Raw genomic sequence first — 16,772 nt, 5'->3', positions numbered from 1 at the left:
CGATCTGCGAGCGCCGGGCCTGACGGGCCGGCCTTTACCGGCCGGGGCCTGACGGGCCGGGCCTGACGGAACGACACCGACCCGTACGGAGCGGCGGCCCGCCCGCCCCGCCCGGCACAACCCGACCGCCCCGGCGCTGGGGTTCGCACAGGCGCGTTCCCTACGATGACCCGGTGACCAGTACCGCGACGCCGCCGCCCAGCCCCGCGGGGGCCCCGCCCGCCCCCGTGGCGGGGCGCGAAGACCAGCCGTCCACCTGGCTGCGCCGCCTGCGCGCCTTCGGCTACGTGCCGCCCGCCCGGACGACCGGGCGCGGGGACGTCCGCTCCCGCCTGGTGCCCCCGTACGCCCGGCCCTCACGCCAGTTGTGGACGGCGCTCGGCATCCACGAGTCGGCGGCGGACGGGTGGCAGCGCTTCACGGCGTGGGCCGGGCCGCTGCTGGTGGCGCTGGTGGCGGGGGTGCTGCGCTTCGTGCACCTGGGCAGCCCGAAGGCGGTGATATTCGACGAGACGTACTACGCCAAGGACGCCTGGGCCACCATCCAGCAGGGCTACGAGGCGAGTTGGCCCAAGGACATCGACAAGTCGATCCTCGCCAACCCGGACGGGGTGGCGCTTCCCGTCGACCCCGGCTACGTCGTGCACCCGCCGGTCGGCAAGTGGGTCATCGGGCTCGGCGAGTGGATGTTCGGGTTCACGCCGTTCGGGTGGCGCTTCATGACGGCCGTGCTCGGCACGCTGTCGGTGCTGATGCTGTGCCGGATCGGGCGGCGCCTGTTCCGCTCCACCTTCCTGGGCTGCCTCGCGGGGGCGCTGCTGGCGGTGGACGGCCTGCACCTGGTGATGAGCCGGACCGCCCTGCTCGACCTGGTGCTGATGTTCTTCGTGCTGGCGGCCTTCGGGGCGCTGCTGATCGACCGGGACCGGGCGCGGGCCAGGCTCGCCGCCGCGCTGCCGGTGGACGAGGAGGGCCGTACCCGCCCGGACGTACGGATCGCGGAGACGCTGCGGCTGGGCCTGCGCCCGTACCGGATCCTGGCGGGGGTGTGCCTGGGGCTCGCCTTCGGCACGAAGTGGAACGGGCTGATCGTCCTGGCCTTCTTCGGGGTGCTGACGGTGCTGTGGGACGCGGCGGCGCGGCGCACCGCGGGCGCGGGCGCCCCGTACGCGGCGATGCTGCGCCGGGACGCACTGCCGGGCTTCCTGTCGACGGTGCCGGTGGCGCTCGCGGTGTACCTGGCGTCGTGGACGGGCTGGATCCTGAGCCCGGACAACGGCAAGGGCGGCTACTTCCGCGACTGGGCCGCCAAGCAGGACCAGCACAGTGCCCTGTCGTTCCTGCCGGAGTGGCTGCGCAGCCTGTGGCACTACGAGACCGAGGTCTACAAATTCCACGTCGGTCTGACCTCGGGCCACACGTACGACTCGAACCCGTGGAGCTGGCTGGTCCTGGGGCGTCCGGTCTCGTACTTCTACGAGTCCCCCGAGCCCGGCACGGACGGCTGCCCGGCGACGGAGGCGGGCAAGTGCGCCCGCGAGGTGCTGGCCCTGGGGACGCCGCTGCTGTGGTGGGCGGGCTGCTTCGCCCTGCTGTACGTGCTGTGGCGGTGGTTCTTCCGCCGCGACTGGCGTGCGGGCGCGATCGCGTGCGCGCTGGGCGCGGGCCTGCTGCCCTGGTTCAACTACCAGGAGCGGACCATCTTCTTCTTCTACGCGGTGGTGTTCGTCCCGTACCTGTGCCTGGCGGTGGCGATGATGACCGGCGCCCTCCTGGGCCCCGCGGGCTCGACGGAACGCCGCCGCGCCCTGGGCGCGATCGCGGCGGGCGTACTGGTGCTGCTGATCATCTGGAACTTCATCTACTTCTGGCCGATCTACACGGGCCAGACCATCCCGATGGACTCCTGGCGCAGCCGCATGTGGCTGGACACCTGGGTCTAGCGGCCGGCAGTCCTTCTCCCTGGAGGGGGCCTATCGGGCCTTCTCCAGGAGTTCCGGGTAGGGCGTCTGAGCCGTGGAACCGCGCACCTGGGTGAGGCCGTACCGCTTGCTGGCTTTTTCGTTCGCGTAGGGCTCGTCGCGATGGAACGTGATCCGCTCACCCGGAGGCAGCACGTCCACGATGATGGTCGGCCGCGGACCGCTGGCCACCCTCCACACGGTGATCCGCTGCCGTCCGCGGACCATGTTCAGAATCTCGCTGCTGTTGGACATCTCCGATCGATATCTGACCTGCGCGCCGACGGGATCACCTTCCTCCAACTCCTTTTGGAGCTCCGGACCTTTCACCGCGGAACGCCCGTAATCAGCACCCAGCTTCATCCTGTCTTTTCTGATCACGTAGACCTCGGTCTGGGCCTTGACGGCTTCGTAATTGAGCCTCTCCGGATTCTTGATCTCGACGACCACATCCTGGGCGATTACGTCTCCGGGATCCAGCACACGGCCCACCGGCGAGACGAAGTCGCCGTAGTAGATCAACTTGTCCGGAGGGCGCTTTTTATCCGACATGTCGCTCGCGGGCGCGCCATGGATCCAGTAGATGCTGTCGAGGATGTACACGGGGACCTGGCCGGCGTTCTTCACGTACAGATGGACCGTCACGTACATCTGCGCCCCTCCCCTCCTCCAACTCGACTCCTTGAAGTCCGCCCCGCTCTGTATCAGCGGGGTTTTCACATAGGGCACGTAGATCTGTGAATACGCCAGGTTGGCACCGGCAAGAAGGGTAGAGACGAGCGCTCCGATGGCGATTTTCCTGGGAATGCGAAGGCCCTTCCACGCCCTGCACTCGATCAGTTCGAGCAGGGCCACCCCAGACCAGAGAGCGAGACTCATGCCGATCAGGGTGTAGCGGGTGAAACGCTCACCGATCTGCAGCAGGAGAAGGGAAATGCTGCAGAGGAGTGCAATCACGACTCCGACCAGGACGGTCACTCCCGAGTAACGCCATCGCCGCTCATGCCAGTAGTCGACGGCGGCCGCGGCGGCAATGACTTCCAGCAGGCCCGCAACGAGGAAGGTGAATCCCGCGATGCGTCCGCCGTACGTGAGGGCATCACCGCTGTCCGCTATGCCGATCTGGAAGAGCGGCCATGCAGTCGCGAGGAGGCCGAAGACCATGAAGGCGCATTGGGTGCGCCGCCATCCCGGTTGATCCGGCCAGACGGTGCTGTCCGCGCCGCGCCAATCGACGTGGTGCCCGACTGTGGGGTCAGCGCGAGACAGGATTTTCCGGAGTTGTCGGGGGGACCGGGCCTTGCCCACGCACTTTCCGTTGATCAGGACTTTCCGAAAGCCGAGGTCGTCAGGCGCCCCCACGGTCACCTCGGGCGTGTTCGCCATAACTCCAGCCTGCCTCTTGTCCGCGGCGGGCGCCTCTGGGCGCGCGCGCCGCGAGCACTCCTCGCCAGGGTGCGTTCCACGCCGTGCGGGGGGAGGCTGGTGACGACATGTTGGTGTCGCTCGTCCTCACGGGAGTTCCCATGCGTACACGACTTGTCGGGTTCACCGCTGCCCTCATGCTGGCCGTTCTCGGCGCCGCGGTTCCTGTTGCGCACGCCGTCGTACCGGCTGTCACCGGACCGACGTGCGTGAAGGGCAAGGGAAGTGTGGAGTACGACTCCGGTACTGGCCTGTGGACCTGCATAGGCGGCAAGTACGACGGCCAATCCATCACCACGAGCTGAGCGCCGCCCCGGCCGCCGGTGGTTCGGGCCGGGCAACTCGGGGTCCATGCGGGTTGACCGTCCGTCATCTCCGCATCCTGCGGCTGTCGGCAGGGGGTGCACCACATGTCCTCACCTCCATCTGGTGCGCCCCGCTCGGGCGTTGCACCTCCGGGGCGTGAGGAGCATCCGGGGCGGTCGGGGTGCAAGGCGGGGATGTCCCGGTCCGGTAACAAGAGTGACACCGTTCGCTCGCAGCGCGTAAGGTCTGCACCTGAGGTTCTTTGAACGCGTTCAGAGAACGGGGGATCCGGGAGGGGACGCAGTGAACGGGGCGGCGAAGGGTGCCATCGTCGGCGGGGTGCTCCTCGCGATGGTCGGCGGGGCCGGGTACGGGGTGTACGCCCTGGTCGGGGACAGCGGCCAGGGGCGCGGCGAGGACGGCGGGACCACCGTCCGGGCCGAGAAGGGGAGCGGGCCGGTCAGCGAGAAGGAGGCCGCGCAGACCGCGAAGGCCTTCCTCGCGGCCTGGGCGGCCGGGGACGCGCGGGCGGCCGGCGACCTGACGAACAACGTGCAGGCCGCGCAGACGGCGGTGGCGGACTACCAGGCCAAGGCGTACGTGTCCAAGGCCGTGATCACCCCGGGGACGCAGACGGGCACGACCATCCCGTTCGCCGTCGCCGCGGAGGTCACGTACGAGGGGGTGACCAAGCCGCTCGCGTACGAGTCCAAGCTGACCGTCGTCCGCGGGCTCACCAGCGGCAAGCCGCTGGTCGACTGGCAGCCCGCGGTGATCCACCCGCAGCTCGGCAAGGACGAGAAGCTGCGCGCGGGCGCCCCCGCGGCGCCGCCCGTCAAGGCCGTCGACCGCTCCGGCGAGGAGCTGACCGCCGAGAAGTACCCCTCGCTCCGGCCGGTCCTCGACCAGCTGCGCCAGACCTACGGCGGCAAGGTGGGCGGGAAGGCGGGGGCCGAGCTGTGGATCGAGCCGGCCGCGCAGGACGCGCCGAAGCGGACGCTGCTGACCCTGGTGGAGGGCGAGCCGAGCACGCTGAAGACGACGCTGGACGCGGCGGTGCAGGCGGCGGCGGAGAAGGCCGTCGCCCGGTACCCGGAGTCCTCGGTGGTCGCCGTCAAGCCGAGCAACGGGCACATCCTGGCCGTGGCCAACAACCGCAAGGACGGCTTCAACGCGGCCATGCAGGGCACGCGGGCACCCGGCTCGACGATGAAGATCGTGACCTCGGCGATGCTGCTCGACCGCGGCAAGGCGGCGGCCGACAAGCCGGCCGAATGCACCAAGGAAGCCTCCTGGGGCGGCCGTACCTTCCACAACCTGGACAACTTCGAGCTGCCCGGCGCCACTTTCGCGACCAGCTTCGCCAAGTCCTGCAACACCGCCTTCATCAAGCAGATCGACGACGTCAAGGACGACGCGGCGCTGTCGAAGGAGGCCCGGGAGGTCTTCGGCATCGGCCTGGACTGGAAGACGGGCATCAAGTCCACCGACGGCAAGGTCCCGGTGTCCAGTGGCGCCGAAGCGGCCGCCGCCTACATCGGGCAGGGCCAGATCACCATGAACCCGCTGAACATCGCCTCCGTCACGGCGACCGCGCGCAGCGGACAGTTCCACCAGCCGCTGCTGGTCGCGGCGGACCTGGACGGCCGTACGGTCGCCACCGCGGAGCGGCGCATGAAGCCGTCCGTGCAGCAGCAGCTGGTGCAGATGATGCGGCTGACGGCGACGAGCGGGACCGCGGCACAGGTGATGCGGTCGGTCGGCGGCTCGGACAAGGGCGCGAAGACCGGCTCGGCGGAGGTCGACGGCGCGGGCAGCCCCGACAGCTGGTTCACCGGCTACAGCGGTGACGTCGCGGCCGCCGCGATGGTCGAGGGCGGCGGCCACGGCGGTGACGCGGCCGGCCCGATCGTCGCGGCGGTGCTCAACTCCTGAACCGGGGACGGGAACTGCGCCCCGCGGCGAGCGGGGCGCGGGGTCCCAGGCCGTGTCAGAGGCCGGCGCGCAGCGCCCGGACGAGTGCCTGGGCGCGGGGGTCGGCGGTGACCGAGGGGGCGTGGGCGTTGGTGACGTAGCCGAAGCCGATGCCCGCCTCCGGGTCCGCGAAGCCGAGCGAGCCGCCCCGGCCCGGATGTCCGAAGGAGGCCGGGGAGAGCAGCGGCGAGGCCGGGCTGTGCAGCATGTAGCCCGGGCCGAAGCGGGTGTTGACGACCAGGACCCGGTCCGGCCCGGAGGAGAGCTCCGTACCCGCCAGGCGGAGCGTCTCCGGGGTGAACAGCCGCGTGCCGTCCTCCGTGTCGCCGAGCAGGGCCGCGTACAGGCCGGCCAGGCCGCGGGCGGTGCCGATGCCCGCCGAGGCGGGGAGTTCGGCGGCCCGGAACTCCGGGGCGTTCTCGTCCGCCAACGGGGTGATCGCGGCGAAGGCGCGGCGGGTCAGCGAGGAGGGGTCCGCGTACGCCTCCGACACGTTGCGCCGGGGCCGCGTCCGCAGGCCCCCCGCCGTCTGCGGCGGCTCGACCGGACCCACCCGGCCCACCCGGGCCGTCTCCGCCTGCGGCAGGCCGATCCAGAACTCCAGCCCGCGCGGGCCCGTCACCTCCTGCGCCAGCCACTGGCCCAGACAGGCCCCGGTCGCCCGCAGCACCAGCTCCGACAGCAGCCAGCTGTAGGTCTGCGCGTGGTAGCCGTGGGCCGTCCCCGGCTCCCAGAAGGCCTGCTGCTCGGCGACCGCACGCGCCCCGGAGGTCCCGTCCACGGCCTCGGCCGGGGTCAGCGGCACGTCCAGCGCGGGCACCCCGGCCCGGTGCGCGAGCAGGTCGCGGACCAGCACCCGCTCCTTGCCGCCCGCCTTGAACTCGGGCCAGTACGCCCCCACGGGCGCGTCCAGGTCCAGCAGCCCGCGCTGGTGCAGCAGCAGCGGTACGACGGCGGCGACCCCCTTGGTGGCCGAGCGCACCACCTGCGCGGTGCCCGCTGCCCAGGGCTCGCCGTCCTCGCCGCCGTCGACGTCCTTGGGGCCCGCCCACAGGTCCACGACCTTCCGGCCGTCCCGGTACACGGCCACCGCCGCGCCCCGGTCCCCGAGCACCTCGACATTGCGTACGAAAGCGTCCCGGACGGCCTCGAAGCCCTCCGCCACCTCACCCTGGATGTTCACGAGCGGTCCAACAATCGCCTGGTCCGACTTATGCCACCGAAACCGAACGCGGGTCGAAGCCGAACGGGAGCTCCAGCCGGTGCGCCCGCATCAGCTCCTCGTCGCACAGCAGGTCCTGTGTGCGCCCGTCGGCGGCGATGACCCCCTCGCTGAGGATCACCGAGCGCGGGCACAGCTCCAGCGCGTACGGCAGGTCGTGCGTGACCATCAGCACGGTCACGTCCAGGGAGCGCAGGATGTCGGCCAGCTCGCGCCGCGAGGCCGGGTCCAGGTTGGAGGAGGGCTCGTCGAGGACGAGGATCTCCGGCTGCATGGCGAGGACGGTCGCCACCGCGACCCGGCGGCGCTGGCCGAAGGACAGGTGGTGCGGCGGCCGGTCGGCGAAGGCCGCCATCCCGACCTGGTCGAGGGCCCCGCGCACCCGCGCCTCCAGTTCGGCGCCGCGCAGCCCGGCGGCCGCCGGGCCGAAGGCCACGTCCTCCCGGACGGTCGGCATGAACAGCTGGTCGTCGGGGTCCTGGAAGACGATCCCGACCCGGCGCCGGATCTCGGCGAGGTTGCGCTTCTCCACCGGGAGCCCGGCCACCGCGACCGTGCCGACCCCGCCGTCGAGGATGCCGTTGAGGTGCAGCACCAGGGTGGTCTTGCCGGCGCCGTTGGGGCCGAGCAGCGCCACCCGCTCCCCCTGCCCGACGGTGAGGTCCACCCCGAAGAGGGCCTGGTGGCCGTCGGGGTAGGCGAAGGCGAGGCCGCTGACCTCCAGGGACGGAGGAGGGGACGGGGGAAGGGAGGCGGAAGGAGTCACAGCGTCCATCCCATCAGACAGACGGCGAGGGCCGTCACGGGGAGGGCGGCCGCGTACGCCCACTGGGCGCGCGTGGCCGCGACGTCGTCGATCACCGGCATGGAACCGGTGTAGCCGCGGCTGACCATGGCGAGGTAGACCCGCTCGCCGCGCTCGTAGGAGCGGATGAAGAGGGCTCCGGCCGTCTTGGCGAGGACCCCCCAGTGGCGGATGCCGGAGGCTTCGAACCCGCGCGAGCGCCGGGCGATCGACATCCTGCGCAGCTCGTCGGTGATCACGTCGCCGTACCGGATCATGAACGAGGCGATCTGGACGAGCAGCGGCGGCAGCTTGAGGCGCTGCAGCCCGAGCAGCAGGGACCGGAGCTCGGTGGTGGAGGCCAGCAGGACGGAGGCGGCGACTCCCAGGGTGCCCTTGGCCAGGACGTTCCAGGCGCCCCACAGGCCGGAGACGCTGAGCGAGAGGCCGAGTACGTCCACCCGCTCGCCCTGGGCCACGAAGGGCATCAGCACGGCGAAGGCGACGAACGGGACCTCGATCAGCAGCCGGCGCAGCAGGAAGCCCGCGGGAATCCGGGCGGTCGCCGTGACCGCGGCGATGAGGAGGGCGTACAGGCCGAAGGCCCACACCGCCTCGCGCGGTGTGGACACGACGACCACGACGAAGCCGAGCGCTGCGGCGATCTTGCAGTGGGGCGGCAGGGCGTGCACCGGCGAGTGGCCGTGCCGGTAGAGCTTGTGGGCGTGGCCGGCGCCCATGTCAGCCCGCCGCGGAGGGGCTCGTGGGCAGGACGGCCGCGTCGCCCGCACGGCGCCGGCGCACGGTCCAGAAGATCCCGGTGCCGACGGCGACGGTCGCGCCGACGCCGATGACCCCGGCGAGGCCGCCGGAGAGGCGGGCGTCGTCGACGTCCTTGACGCTGTAGTCGGCGAGCGGGGAGTCGGCGGCGGCGTGCTCCTGCACCTTCTGGTCGATGCCCTGGTCGGCGGCGACCTTCTCCAGGCCGTCGGGGCTGGCGGAGGCGTAGAAGGAGACGAAACCGGCCAGCACGAGCGCGGTGACCAGACCGGTGGCCCACACCTTCCGGGTCGATCCGCCGGAGCGGGCCGCGGCGGCCGCGGGGGCGGCGGCCGGGGCGTCGACCAGCTCGCCGCCGATGCGCAGCTTCAGCGGCGAGGCGAGCCTGCGGGCCCCGTGCACCAGGTCGGACCGTACGGCGAGCACGGCGCCCACGGTCGCGGCGGTGATCACGGCCTCTCCGATGCCGATGAGGCCGTGCACGCCGACCATCGCGGTGAACACCTTGCCGACGGGCACGTCGGTGGTGCCGCCGAGGGCGTAGAGGAGGGTGAACATGACGGCCGCGCCGGGAACCGAGAGCAGCGCTCCGGCGAAGGAGGCGACGGTGACCGAGCGGCGGGTGTCCGGCAGGAGCTTCAGCAGGGCGCGGAAGACCGCGTAGGCGACGACCACGGTCACCACGGCCATGTTCACGACGTTCACGCCCAGGGCGGTCAGGCCGCCGTCGGCGAACAGGACGCCCTGCATGAGCAGGACCACCGATACGCACAGCACGCCGGTGTAGGGCCCGACGAGGATCGCGGCGAGCGCGCCGCCCAGGAGGTGTCCGCTGGTCCCGGCCGCGACCGGGAAGTTCAGCATCTGGACGGCGAAGATGAAGGCGGCGACCAGCCCGGCCAGCGGGGCGGCGCGCTCGTCGAGCTCGCGGCGGGCGCCCCGCAGGCTCACGGCCACGGCTCCCGCGGCGGCGACACCTGCGGCCAGTGAGACGGGGGCGTCGATGAATCCGTCGGGCACGTGCATGGATGGGCTCCGCTTCTCCCCCGGACTCCTCCGGGAGGTACCCCGGGGCTGTCCGGGCCTTGACCTGAAAAACCTTTAGCCGCTCAAGAATAGTGCCCTATTGCAAACCGTTGGCAAGAGCGTGCACCTCACAAAGACCGGCGCGCGGAATGGTGGGAATGTGCGAGGCTGGGGGCAATACGGACGGATACGTTCCGATCTGAGGAGTCTTGTCGTGTCAGCCACCGCCGAGAATCCCCCCGCGACCGCAGCCACTGCGACCACGGCGACCGCGACCTCCCGGGCCGCCGCCCCCGCGGCCGCCGCCGGAGCCGACGCCACCGCGACCGCCACCGCCACCGCCACCGGCGTCGAGGAGCGCGTCGTCGCCCGCGTGATCAGCGACGACCCGCTCTACCGGAAGATCCCGGTCGCCCTGCGCTTCACCCCCGCGGAGCCCCTGGCCGTCCGGATCGTCTTCCCCGCGGGCCTCACCCCCGAGGGCACCGACAACGAGTGGGTCTTCCCCCGGGCCCTCCTGGAGTCCGGCCTCCAGCTCCCGACGGGGACCGGAGACGTACGCGTCTGGCCCTGCGGCCGCGTCCAGGCGGTGGTCGAGTTCCATTCCCCCGAGGGCGTCGCCGTGATCCAGTTCGACATCGCCGCCCTGCGCCGCTTCCTGCGCCGTACGTACGCGGCGACCGCCCCGGCCGCCCCCGCCACCCCGGCCGTCACCCGCTAGGCGCAACGGCCCGCAGACAAAAAGGGCCGCAGGCACAAGGCCCGCAGCCAAAAGGGCCCGGCCCCGCACCCGTTCACCGGGTGCGGGGCCGGGCCGTTGGCCACGGGGTGCGCGAGCGTCAGGCGTTGACCAGCTCGCGGTCCTTGTCCGGGCCCTCGGTGTCCTGCGCCGCCTCGCCGAGGTGCTTGCGCAGGCTCTCGCCCTCCACGTCCACGTTCGGCAGCAGCCGGTCCAGCCAGCGCGGCAGCCACCAGGCCTTGTGGCCGAGAAGCGCCAGCACCGCCGGCACGATCGCCATGCGGACGACGAAGGCATCGAAGAAGACCGCGACGGCCAGGCCGAAGCCGATCATCTTGATCATCTGCTCGCTGGCGCCGATGAAGCCGGAGAACACCGCGATCATGATGACGGCGGCGGCCACGACCACCCGGGCGCTGTACTGGAAGCCGGTGACGACCGCCTGTCCCGGGCGCTCGCCGTGGACGTAGGCCTCGCGCATCCGGGTGACCAGGAAGACCTCGTAGTCCATGGCCAGGCCGAAGACCACGCCCACCATGAAGATCGGCATCATGCTCATGATCGGACCGGTCTGCTCCACCCCGAAGAGCGAGCCGAGCCAGCCCCACTGGAAGACCGCGACGACCGCGCCGAGGGCCGCGACGACCGACAACAGGAAGCCGAGGGCCGCCTTGAGCGGGACCAGGACCGAGCGGAAGACCACCATCAGCAGCAGGAACGCCAGGCCGACCACGAGCGCCAGGTAGGGCAGCAGCGCGTCGTTCATCTTCTGCGAGAAGTCGATGTTCATCGCGGTCGCGCCGGTGACGAGGACGTCGTCCCCGCTGCCGTCGCGGATCGTGTGGACCAGGTTCTCGGTCTGCGCCGAGGACGGGCGGTCCTTCGGGATGACCGTGATCACCGAGGCGTCACCGGCCTCGTTGGGAGCCGGCGGCGTGACCGCGGCGACGCCCTCCAGGCCCTTGATCCGGCCCTGGGTCTCGTCGGCGAGCTTCTTGTCGCCGTCGACGACCACCAGCAGCGGGCCGTTGAAGCCCGGGCCGAAGCCCTCCGACAGCAGGTCGTACGCCTTGCGCTGGGTGGTGGAGACCGGCTGGGCGCCGTCGTCCGGCAAGCCCATCTCCAGCTTGCTCGCCGGGATGGCGATCGCGCCGAGGCCGAGCACGCCGACGAGCAGGACCATGACCGGGCGGCGCAGCACGAAGCGGGCCCAGCGGGTGCCGCCGTTGGGCTTGGGCGCGGCGCCGGCCGGGCGGCCCTTGCCGAACAGCCGGCTCTTCGTGCCGGCCGGCAGCACCTTCTTGCCCGCGAAGCCGAGGATGGCCGGGACCAGCGTCAGGGCGACCAGGACGGCGATCACCACGGTGGCCGCGGCGGCCCAGCCCATCTTGGTCAGCATCGGGATGTTGACGACGGCCAGGCCCACCAGGGCGATGACCACGGTCAGACCGGCGAAGACGACCGCGGAACCGGCGGTTCCGACGGCCCGGCCCGCTGCTTCGTCCCGCGCGCGGCCCTCGGCGAGTTCCACCCGGTAGCGGGAGACGATGAAGAGCGCGTAGTCGATGCCGACCGCGAGACCGATCATCATCGCGAGCGTGGAGGTGGTGGAGCCGAGGTCCAGCACGTTGGCGAGCGCGGCGATCGAGGAGACGCCGATGCCCACGCCGATCAGCGCGGTCAGCAGCGGCAGTCCGGCCGCGACCAGCGAGCCGAAGGTGATGACGAGGACGATCCCGGCGATCAGGATGCCGACGATCTCGCCCGAGCCCGTCTCGGGGGCCGTCATCAGCGCGTCGCCGCCGATCTCGACGGTGAGTCCGGCCGCCTTGGCCTGCGTGCCGGAGTCCTTGAGCGCGTCGCGCGTCTCGTCCTTGAGCTCCATGCCGCTGACGTCGTACTTGACGCTGACATAGGCGGTGGAGGCGTCCTGGCTCACGGCCTGGGCCTGGTAGGGGTCGGTGACCGAGGCGACCTGGGCCGCGCCGGGGCCCGACTTCAGGCCGGAGACGATCTTCTCGACCTCGGCCTTGTTCTTCGGGTCGTTGACCGTCGCGCCCGCGGGGGCCTTGATCACGATGCGGGCGGTGGCGCCGTCGGCGGCCATGCCCGGGAACTTCTTGTCCAGCAGGTCGAAGGCCTTCTGGGCCTCCGTGCCGGGTATGGAGAAGGAGCCCGACGTGGGGGCGGACGCCGTCGCGGCGCCGAAGCCGGCGGCGAACAGCAGCGCCACCCAGGCGAGGGCGACGAGACCGCGGCGCCGGAAGGCGCCCCTGCCGAGTCGGTAGAGGAAGGTGGCCACGGAGGTGGTTCTCCCGTTCAGGTCGTGGGATGGATCCGGGATGGATCAGGGCGTGGAAAGCCGGCCCGACGACGAGAGCGGCGTGTCAGGAGCAGCAGAGGGACGTGCGCGAAGACTCAGACGCCGAGGGCGGGGAAGACCACGGCGTCGATGAAGTCCCCGAGGAAGGCCCGGTCGACGGACCGGTCCTCGATCAGCGGAAGCGCGATGAACGCGCCGACAAGCATGTGCGGGACGAAACAGAGGGCCGGACAGTCCGGGGCGACCTCGCCCCGGTCCACGGCCCGCTGGAGCATCAGCTGGAGACCGGTGATCTCCGGGTCGACCAGCAGGTCCCGCAGCGCCTTGTGAAGCTCCGGGCTCTCGTGGACCGCATGGGCCAGACCCCGCATCAGCGCAGTGTCCTTGGCCATCTGCGCGTCGTCGGAGTGCTCGACCATGAGGCGGAAATCCCCGCGCAGGCTGCCCGTGTCGATCTCCCGCAGGGACATCGGCTGGGTGCACCGCAGGGCCTTGGCGACCAGTTCCGGCTTGCTCCCCCACTGGCGGTAGAGGGTGGCCTTGCTGGACTTCGTACGGGCGGCGACCGCGTCCATGGTCAACGCCTCGTAGCCGACCTCGCGCAGGAGGTCGAGGACCGCCCCGTGCAGCTCGGCTTCCCGCTCGGGGGTGATCCGGCTGCGCCGCGAGGGAACCTCGTCGATCATCTGCGGCACCTCCTTGTCGACCATCCGAACGAAACCGTTTCGTACGCCTCGATGATACTCCCCCGGCCTAGCGAAACGAAACCGTTCCGTTTCGCTGAATGGCGTGGCATGGATCACGTGTACGAGTTGCCAGGCCCCTGCAGCGCGGAAAGCATTGTGGGGTGAGTCACGACGCCGCGTACCTCCGTTTCCCGCACCTGCACGGCGATCTGCTGTGCTTCGTCACCGAGGACGATCTTTGGGTAGCGCCCTTGGTTCCGCCTGGAGAACCGGTCGGCCGCGCCTGGCGGATCACGGTCGACCGGACCAGAGCCGGCCATCCGCGCTTCTCGCCCGACGGGCGGCACATCGCGTACACCACGTGGCGCAGCCTCGATCCGGAGATCCACCTGGCCCCGGTCGACGGCGGACCGGCACGACAGCTCACCTACTGGGGTTCCACCGACACCCGCGTCTGCGGCTGGACCCCGCCCGACAAGGACGGCCGCAGCGACATCCTCGCGGTGTCCTCGCACGGGCAGCCCTTCTCCTACTACGCGTGGGCCTACAGCGTGCCGACCGACGGCTCGCCCGGCGGCCAGCTGCCCTGGGGGCCGGTCTCCGACATCGCCGTCCACGAGGAACCCGGCGGCGAACGCCGCACCCTGCTGCTGACCGGCAAACCCCCGCACGAGCCCGCCGCCTGGAAGCGCTACCGCGGCGGCGCCACCGGCCGGCTCTGGCTGCACGGCACGCAGCTGCTGGAACACCTGGAGGGCCACCTCGACGCGCCGATGTTCGTCGGCGGCAGGATCGCCTTCCTCTCCGACCACGAGGGCATCGGCAACCTCTACTCCGTCCTGCCGGACGGCAGCGACCTGCGCCGGCACACCGACCACGAGGAGTTCTACGCCCGGCACGCCTCCAGCGACGGCTCGCGGGTCGTCTACCAGTGCGCCGGCGACCTCTGGCTCGTCGACTCCCTGGCCCCCGAGGCCGTGCCGCGCAGACTCGACGTCCGGCTCGCCGGCCCCCGACCGGGCCGGCGCACCTACCAGGTCCCGGCCGCCCACCACGTCGACTCGCTCTCCGTCGACGCCACCGGGCGCGCCAGCGCGGTCGTCGTGCGGGGCAGCCTGTACTGGCTCACCCACCGCGACGGACCCGCCCGGACCATCGCCGACACCCCGGGCGTACGGGTGCGGCTGCCCGAGATGCTCGGCAGCGGCGGGCAGGTCGCCTACGTGACGGACGCGGAGGGCGAGGACGCCATCGAGATCGCCTACCTGCCGCGGGCCTCGGGGGAGCGGGAGCCGCGGCGGCTGGCCTCGGGCAAGCTGGGCCGCGTACTGGAACTGCTGTCCGATCCGGACGGGGAGCGGCTCGCCATCGCCTCCAACGACGGGCGCCTGCTGCTCATCGACGCGACGGAGGAGTCCGACGGCGAGGTGACGGAGCTGATCCGGTCCGTCAACGGGCCCGTCACGGACCTGGCCTTCTCCCCCGACGGGGCCTGGCTGACCTGGTCGCACCCGGGGATCGGGCGCTCGCTGCGGCAGATCAAGATGGCCAGGATCTCCGGTCCCGGTCCCAGCACCGTCGTGGACGTCACCAACGGCCGGTTCGAGGACGACCATCCGGTCTTCACCCGGGACGGACGCTATCTCGCGTTCCTGTCCTGGCGCGGTTTCGACCCGGTGTACGACGTGCACACCGGCGACCTGTCCTTCCCGCTGGGCTGCCGCCCGTACCTGGTGCCGCTGTCCTCGGCGACCCCCTCGCCCTTCGCGTACACGCCCCACGGCCGGCCGGCCGCGGGCGGACTCGACCCGGTGGAGGGCGAGTCGAGCGAGGGCGACGGCTCGGTGACGGTGGAGGTCGAGGGGCTGGAGAGCCGGGTCACGCCGTTCCCGGTCACGGCGTCGAAGTACTCGGCCCTGTACCCGGTGCACGGCGGCGGTCTGGTGTGGCTGCGCTGGCCGATCTCGGGCGCGCTCGGCGAGACCTTCGCCAACCCGGCCGACACCAGCGGCAAGCCGACCCTGGAGCACTTCGACATCACCAAGGCCCGCAAGAGCGAACTGGCCTCCGGGCTGGACTGGTTCGCGGTCAGCGGCGACGGCACCCGGCTGGTGATCAACGACGACGGCGACCTGCGCGCGGTCCCGGCGACCGAGTCGGGCGACAGCGACTCCACCGTCTACCTGGACCTGCGGCGCATCCACCACGAGGTGGACCCGGCGGCCGAGTGGCGCCAGGCCTTCGCGGAGGCCGGCCGGCTGATCCGCGCGTACTTCTGGGAGCCGAAGATGTGCGGCATCGACTGGGACGGGGTGCTGAGCCAGTACCGCCCCCTGGTCGAACGGGTCGCCTCGCCCGACGAGTTCGCCGACCTGATGCGCGAGGTGCTCGGTGAACTCGGCACCTCCCACGCCTACGTCTCGCCCCCGCGCCGCAACGAGGGCCCGCCGCACTACCAGCGTCCGATCGGCCTGCTCGGCGCCAACCTGGTGCACCGGGAGGAAGGGTGGATGGTCAAGCGGATCCTGCCCGGCGAGTCCTCCGACTCCAAGGCCCGCTCCCCGCTGGCCGGCAGCGGGATCCGGGAAGGCGCGGTCCTCACGCACGTGGACGGGCGGCCCGTGGACCCCGTCACCGGGCCCTACCCGCTGCTGTCGGCGGCGGGCGGCACCACGGTCGAGCTGACCTTCCGGCCCGCCGACGGCGAGGGCCGGCCGCGGCGGGTCGCGGTGGTCCCGCTGATCGACGAGCGGCCGCTGCGCTACCAGGACTGGGTGTCCAAGCGGCGCGCGGTGGTCCGCGAGCTCAGCGGCGGCAAGTGCGGCTACCTGCACATCCCCGACATGGGCGGCTCGGGCTGGGCCCAGTTCAACCGGGACCTGCGCATGGAGATGTCCCGGCCCGCCCTGATCGTGGACGTGCGCGGCAACGCCGGCGGGCATATCAGCGAGCTGGTGGTGGAGAAGCTGAGCCGCTCGATCCTCGGCTGGGACCTCACGCGCAATGCCCAGCCGGTCAGTTACGCCTCGAACGCGCCGCGCGGTCCGATCGTGGCGCTCGCCGACGAGGCGACCTCCTCGGACGGCGACATGATCACCGCGGCGTTCAAACTGCTGGGGCTCGGCCCGGTCGTGGGCCAGCGCACCTGGGGCGGGGTGGTCGGCATGACCGGCCGGCACACCCTGGGCGACGGCACGGTGATCACGGTGCCGATGAACGCGGCCTGGTTCCCCGAGTACGGCTGGTCGGTGGAGAACCACGGCGTGGAGCCGGACCTCGCGATCATGCGCACCCCGCTCGACTGGGCGGAGGGTCGGCACGCCCAGCTGGACGACGCGGTGTTCCTGGCGGTGGAGTTGCTGGAGCAGGAGCCGGCCGCGGTGCCGCCCGGCTACGCGGACGTACCGGACCTGCGGCGTCCGAAGCTGCCGCCGCGCGAGTAGGCAGGGCACGCCCGAGGGCGCCGGGACATGCCCGAGGGGCGCGTCCGCGGCTGCGGGTCGCGCCCCTCGGCACTGCTGCGGCCAGGGCTGCCGGGGTCTCGTC

Annotated in this window: 12 protein-coding genes; 5 read left to right on the top strand and 7 right to left on the bottom strand. The window is 71.7% G+C overall.

Going from position 1 to position 16,772, the window contains the following annotated elements; genetic code table 11:
* Positions 1 to 227: 227 nt before the first annotated feature.
* A complete protein-coding gene (locus ABZ128_RS30045) occupies positions 228 to 1,943 on the top strand; it encodes a phospholipid carrier-dependent glycosyltransferase (protein ID WP_356852352.1) in 1,716 nt (571 codons plus the stop codon).
* A gap of 30 nt (positions 1,944 to 1,973) precedes the next feature.
* Here ABZ128_RS30045 and ABZ128_RS30040 read toward each other — a convergent pair whose 3' ends face one another.
* On the bottom strand, positions 1,974 to 3,347 hold the full coding sequence (locus tag ABZ128_RS30040) for a DUF308 domain-containing protein (RefSeq protein ID WP_356852344.1): 1,374 nt from the start codon (positions 3,345 to 3,347) through the stop codon (positions 1,974 to 1,976).
* Positions 3,348 to 3,487: 140 nt separating this feature from the next.
* Between ABZ128_RS30040 and ABZ128_RS30035 the strand changes: the two genes are divergently transcribed.
* Both ABZ128_RS30035 and ABZ128_RS30030 read left to right on the top strand, forming a co-directional pair.
* Entirely contained in the window at positions 3,488 to 3,691 is a 204-nt protein-coding gene (locus ABZ128_RS30035; RefSeq protein WP_356852343.1) for a hypothetical protein, read from the top strand.
* 304 nt (positions 3,692 to 3,995) lie between these two features.
* Complete coding sequence (locus ABZ128_RS30030; RefSeq protein ID WP_356852341.1) at positions 3,996 to 5,627, top strand: penicillin-binding transpeptidase domain-containing protein; 1,632 nt, start codon at positions 3,996 to 3,998, stop codon at positions 5,625 to 5,627.
* A gap of 55 nt (positions 5,628 to 5,682) precedes the next feature.
* On the opposite strand, the gene ABZ128_RS30025 is transcribed toward ABZ128_RS30030, so the two are convergent.
* Genes ABZ128_RS30025 through ABZ128_RS30010 form a run of 4 tightly spaced genes read right to left on the bottom strand, consistent with a single transcriptional unit; the run spans position 5,683 to position 9,478 of the window.
* Complete coding sequence (locus ABZ128_RS30025) at positions 5,683 to 6,849, bottom strand: serine hydrolase domain-containing protein (RefSeq protein ID WP_356852339.1); 1,167 nt, start codon at positions 6,847 to 6,849, stop codon at positions 5,683 to 5,685.
* Between the two features lie 28 nt (positions 6,850 to 6,877).
* Positions 6,878 to 7,663, bottom strand: coding sequence for an ABC transporter ATP-binding protein (locus tag ABZ128_RS30020; protein WP_356852338.1), 786 nt, complete (start codon positions 7,661 to 7,663; stop codon positions 6,878 to 6,880).
* Positions 7,651 to 8,412 carry a cobalt ECF transporter T component CbiQ gene (cbiQ, locus tag ABZ128_RS30015; RefSeq protein ID WP_356852336.1) on the bottom strand — a complete coding sequence of 254 codons (762 nt, stop codon included), beginning with the start codon at positions 8,410 to 8,412 and terminating at the stop codon, positions 7,651 to 7,653. Before cbiQ ends, ABZ128_RS30020 begins: the two co-directional genes overlap by 13 nt.
* Position 8,413: 1 nt before the next feature.
* Positions 8,414 to 9,478, bottom strand: coding sequence for an energy-coupling factor ABC transporter permease (locus tag ABZ128_RS30010; protein WP_356852334.1), 1,065 nt, complete (start codon positions 9,476 to 9,478; stop codon positions 8,414 to 8,416).
* A gap of 214 nt (positions 9,479 to 9,692) precedes the next feature.
* On the opposite strand from ABZ128_RS30010, the gene ABZ128_RS30005 reads away from it, so the two are divergent.
* Complete coding sequence (locus ABZ128_RS30005; protein ID WP_356852332.1) at positions 9,693 to 10,199, top strand: SsgA family sporulation/cell division regulator; 507 nt, start codon at positions 9,693 to 9,695, stop codon at positions 10,197 to 10,199.
* A gap of 118 nt (positions 10,200 to 10,317) precedes the next feature.
* On the opposite strand, the gene ABZ128_RS30000 is transcribed toward ABZ128_RS30005, so the two are convergent.
* Positions 10,318 to 12,519, bottom strand: a complete 2,202-nt coding sequence (locus ABZ128_RS30000) for an MMPL family transporter (protein ID WP_356852331.1) — start codon at positions 12,517 to 12,519, stop codon at positions 10,318 to 10,320.
* 116 nt (positions 12,520 to 12,635) lie between these two features.
* Positions 12,636 to 13,250: a TetR/AcrR family transcriptional regulator gene (locus ABZ128_RS29995; protein WP_356852329.1), complete on the bottom strand. Its 615-nt coding sequence runs from the start codon at positions 13,248 to 13,250 to the stop codon at positions 12,636 to 12,638.
* Positions 13,251 to 13,387: 137 nt separating this feature from the next.
* Between ABZ128_RS29995 and ABZ128_RS29990 the strand changes: the two genes are divergently transcribed.
* A complete protein-coding gene (locus tag ABZ128_RS29990; RefSeq protein ID WP_356852328.1) occupies positions 13,388 to 16,669 on the top strand; it encodes a S41 family peptidase in 3,282 nt (1,093 codons plus the stop codon).
* The last annotated feature ends 103 nt before the right edge of the window (positions 16,670 to 16,772 follow it).

This window comes from Streptomyces sp. NPDC006326 (assembly GCF_040612915.1).
Classification (GTDB): domain Bacteria; phylum Actinomycetota; class Actinomycetes; order Streptomycetales; family Streptomycetaceae; genus Streptomyces.
Note: the sequence above shows the minus strand (reverse complement) of the source record. Positions and strands in the feature narration are given on the sequence as shown.

Coding starts and splice junctions, on each gene's coding strand:
- ABZ128_RS30010 (WP_356852334.1), bottom strand. CDS start 9,478: ATGCACGTGCCCGACGGATTCATCGACGCCCCCGTCTCACTGGCCGCA.
- ABZ128_RS30020 (WP_356852338.1), bottom strand. CDS start 7,663: ATGGACGCTGTGACTCCTTCCGCCTCCCTTCCCCCGTCCCCTCCTCCG.
- ABZ128_RS29995 (WP_356852329.1), bottom strand. CDS start 13,250: ATGGTCGACAAGGAGGTGCCGCAGATGATCGACGAGGTTCCCTCGCGG.
- ABZ128_RS30035 (WP_356852343.1), top strand. CDS start 3,488: ATGCGTACACGACTTGTCGGGTTCACCGCTGCCCTCATGCTGGCCGTT.
- cbiQ (WP_356852336.1), bottom strand. CDS start 8,412: ATGGGCGCCGGCCACGCCCACAAGCTCTACCGGCACGGCCACTCGCCG.
- ABZ128_RS30040 (WP_356852344.1), bottom strand. CDS start 3,347: ATGGCGAACACGCCCGAGGTGACCGTGGGGGCGCCTGACGACCTCGGC.